Source organism: Nitrosopumilus sp. b1 (assembly GCF_014078545.1).
In the GTDB taxonomy this organism is placed as follows: domain Archaea; phylum Thermoproteota; class Nitrososphaeria; order Nitrososphaerales; family Nitrosopumilaceae; genus PXYB01.
The window spans coordinates 9,522-13,532 of sequence record NZ_MU078739.1; the positions used below are offsets into that span (position 1 = coordinate 9,522).

A 4,011-nucleotide genomic window follows, 5' to 3' on the forward strand; every position below is an offset into this window, starting at 1 on the left:
GAGTTTTTTTACCAAGCGGGCCTCTTCTTCAAAGTCTTCATACTTGGTATAGTCTATCTCATCTTCCCAGCGTGTCATCTGGTTTTTCTATAATTCTTTTAGATATGAATTCAGTCATGTTCAAGGCGTGCACACTGTTAAAAAATGCTAAACAATTTTTGAAAATTCTTTAATGTACTTATACTCAAAATCCTTTCAAATCTACTGTGAAAGCAGCATTTGTAACAAATCCCTCAGAGATTACAATAAAAGAGATTGAAAAACCAAAACTAAACCCAGGTGATATTCTAGTTTCTATGAACACTTGCGGCATTTGCGGTTCTGATGTTGAAAAAGTGTTTGGGCAATATGGACAACCATCAATGAAGCTAGGACATGAACCTGCAGGAACTATTCTAGAAGTGGGTTCTGATGTTAGTGATTTTAAAGTAGGTGATCGTGTGTTTACTCATCATCATGTGCCATGTTACTCTTGTCACTTTTGCAAACACGGCAATGAGACAATGTGCCAAAAATACTATGAGACAAACCTCTCACCATGTGGTTTGTCCCAAGAATATGTTGTTCCTGAATGGAATGTAACTCATGGTGGAGTCTTGAAGCTTCCAGAGTCTATGAGCTTTGATGAGGCAGCAATGATTGAGCCTTTGGCATGTTGCATTCGCTCTTGGAACAAAGTAAAATATCAAAAAAATGATTCTGTTGCAATCTTTGGTGTAGGTCCAACTGGTATGATGCATGTAATGCTTGCACAAAATTTTGGATTTGATAAAATATTCTGTCTTGATGTAAATGATTTTAGATTAGATTTTGCAAAAAAATTCAACATTACAGAATCAATAAACTCCTCTGATGAAAAACGTAAAGAAAAGATTCTCTCACAAACTGAGAATCGTGGAGTAGATATCGCAATGGTTGCAACTGGTAGTCTTAAGGCATTACAGGATGCAATTGATATTGTAAGGAAAGGTGGAACTGTTGTAATGTTTGGTGTTCCATCCAAGGGTGCAACAATTGATTTGGATATGAGTGTGGTGTACTCTAAAGAAATCACTCTAGTTACAAGCTATGCTGCATCAGACCATGATACAAAAGAAGCACTAGAACACAAGTATGCATTAGGAGAATCACAAAAGGCATTTGATCATGCTCGTGATGGAACAAATGCTATGAAAATTATTATCACCAAATGAGAAAGGCTTAAGAAAGGCATTTCGTTTCTTTCAAAATCGATAAGAAAATGGACTGGGGACTACAAAACCGAATGGCCAACATCATCAAACCAACTGATGGTAGAGCAGTAATGCTTGCAGTTGATCATGGATATTTTCTGGGACCAACAGAAAAATTAGAACAACCAAAAAAGACAATTCAACCTCTTCTCAAGTATTGTGACTCTTTGATGATTACAAGAGGAGTTCTTAGAAGCTCAGTTAATGCAAATTATCCAGTACCAGTTGTGTTACGCGTCTCTGGCGGTCCAAGTATTATTGGTGAAGACCTCTCAAATGAAGAGATTACAACTAGCGTAAAAGATGCAATCAGACTCAATGTTAGCTGTCTTGCAATGTCTATCTTTGTTGGAGGAAAATATGAAAAACAAACCGTCGTTAATTTAGGTAAACTAGTAAATGAAGCAGAAGAGTACGGAATTCCAGTTTTAGCAGTTACTGCTGTAGGAAAAGAACTTGGAAAGGATGCTCGTTATTTGTCATTAGCATGTCGTGTTGCAGCAGAACAAGGTGCACACATTGTAAAGACATACTATTGTAAGGACTTTGAAAAAGTAGTACAATCATGTCCTGTTCCAATTATTATTGCAGGTGGCAAAAAAATTCCAGAGCGTGAAGCATTAGAATTAACTTACAATGCAATCAAAGCAGGAGCAGTTGGCGTTGATATGGGCAGAAACATCTGGCAATCTGAAAATCCAGTTCCAATGATTAAAGCAGTTAGAGGAATTGTTCACGGAAATCTTAACGTAAACCAAGCATATGACTTGTACAAGAAATTATGCAATGAGCGACCAAACAAAAAGAATAACCAAAATAAGAACAAGAAAAAACAAAACAAACCAAACAATCCTCAAAAAAATAACCCTAATCAGAAAAACAAATCAAAGCAAAATAAACCAAAACAAAATAACAACAAACCACAAAATAAACAAAAAAACAAATCAAAAAAACAAAACAAACCTAAACCAAATCCACAAAAGAAATAGTCTAACTTTCTGTGGAAATTTTTGATAGGTGAATATGTGCTATCTTCCAGGTTGGCTTTTTTACCAGCACAAATGTTGCCCTGCCATTAATTATGATGTGCTCGCCTGTGAATGCTTTGTTATCTACTAGCATCCCTTTTTGCATTAGCTCAAAGGCAACTATGGCAGTATTATCAAATATGCTAATCTTTGGATTCTTTATCTCATAATTATAATCTGAGATACTAACAAAGCGAAGCTCTTCTAGTGCAATAGTTGTTGCATAGTCTTTTAGATCATAAGGTGGAACATCTGAAAAGCTTGAAAAGTTCTCATCATTTAGCTGAATCTCCTTTAGTGGTGTGAGATCTTTTGTCTTTCCTGTCTCAAAGAATCTCTCAATTATTCCAATTATATCTCCAGTATCTGACAAGTCGAGCTTGTTAGTTTGCCTCTAGTTAAAAATTCTAAGGTGAATTTGAAAATTATTTTCTATAAATACAGAGCTAATTTTATAAGCCAAGGAAAAATGGAGAAAATACTCTACTGCTGGTTCTGCAATGATAAGTGAACTTATTTCTTAACACTTAAAATTATGGAGATTAGGTTTGATGAATAATATGGAAAATATGATTGGTGCAAAGGCTTTGATGAAAGCTTTGGAAAAAGAAGGCGTAAAGGAAGTCTTCGGCTTACCGGGAGGTGCAAACTTACCGATGTACGATGAGCTCTTCAAGTCTAATATTCGTCATATTTTGGTAAGACACGAACAATCTGCAGCTCATATGGCAGATGGTTTTGGTAGAGTTAGCAGAAAACCAGGAGTTTGTTTTGCAACATCTGGTCCTGGTGCAACCAATGTTCTTACAGGAATAGCTACTGCACAAGCTGATTCTGCACCAATGGTTGCAGTAACAGGACAAGTACCTGTTGCAATGATTGGACGTGATGCATTCCAAGAAAGCGATATTATCGGAATGGCAAATCCTGTTGTAAAATATGCATTTCAACCAAGAGATGCAAAAGAGATTCCTGAAGTAGTAAGAAAGGGATTTTACATTGCAGAGACTGGCAGACCCGGTCCCGTATTATTGGATATTCCTAAAGATGTACAACAAAATGAAGCACCAATGAATTTTCCTGATGAATTTAAAATTCGAGGATATCATCCTTGGACTGATCCTGATATCGTTCACATTGAAAAAGCAATTGAGATGTTATTGCATTCAGAAAAACCAATCATCTTAGCTGGTGGTGGAACAATTATCTCATCTGCATTTGCAGAGTTACAGGCAATTGCAGAGATGATGATGATTCCAGTAGTGACTACTTTCAAAGGAAAGGGTGCATTTCCTGAAAATCATCCATTATCATTAGGACCAATTGGAATGCATGGTCATGCAGAAGCTAACAAGTTAATGACAGAAGCTGACTGTGTATTGGCAATAGGAACAAGATTCTCTGATCGTTCTGTTGGAACATTTGAAGAGTTTGAAAAGAGATTAAAGATTATTCATATGGATGTTGACCCAGCTGAGATTGGTAAAAACCAAACAACTCAAGTTGCAGTAGTTGGTGATGTTCGTGCATCATTACGTATTATGGTAAAATTACTCATGAAACGTGCAATCAAAAAAGATGATAGCTCTCCTTGGTTCAAACATGTTCAAGAAGTAAAAGATTACTGGAGAGAAAATCTAAAACTTCATCCAGGTGAGATGAGTGCTTCAAAAATTTTGCGTAAACTACGTGAGGTCTTACCACATGAATCAATCATTACAACAGAAGTAGGACAACATCAAATGTGGGCA

Annotated in this window: 4 protein-coding genes; 3 read left to right on the forward strand and 1 reads right to left on the reverse strand. The window is 36.3% G+C overall.

Annotation, left to right across the window (positions count from 1 at the left end; translation table 11 throughout):
• The first annotated feature begins 206 nt into the window (after positions 1 to 206).
• The gene (locus tag C6988_RS09790) at positions 207 to 1,193 is read left to right on the forward strand and encodes a zinc-dependent dehydrogenase (RefSeq protein ID WP_182135088.1); all 987 of its coding nucleotides are present in this window, start codon (positions 207 to 209) and stop codon (positions 1,191 to 1,193) included.
• Positions 1,194 to 1,228: 35 nt separating this feature from the next.
• Positions 1,229 to 2,221, forward strand: coding sequence for a 3-hydroxy-5-phosphonooxypentane-2,4-dione thiolase (gene lsrF, locus C6988_RS09795; protein ID WP_255464468.1), 993 nt, complete (start codon positions 1,229 to 1,231; stop codon positions 2,219 to 2,221).
• Between the two features lies 1 nt (position 2,222).
• On the opposite strand, the gene C6988_RS09800 is transcribed toward lsrF, so the two are convergent.
• Complete coding sequence (locus C6988_RS09800; protein ID WP_182135092.1) at positions 2,223 to 2,633, reverse strand: nuclear transport factor 2 family protein; 411 nt, start codon at positions 2,631 to 2,633, stop codon at positions 2,223 to 2,225.
• A 178-nt stretch (positions 2,634 to 2,811) separates the two neighbouring features.
• Here C6988_RS09800 and C6988_RS09805 point away from each other — a divergent pair.
• Positions 2,812 to 4,011, forward strand: a 1,200-nt coding sequence (locus C6988_RS09805) for a thiamine pyrophosphate-binding protein (RefSeq protein ID WP_182135094.1), incomplete at its 3' end; no start/stop codon positions are given.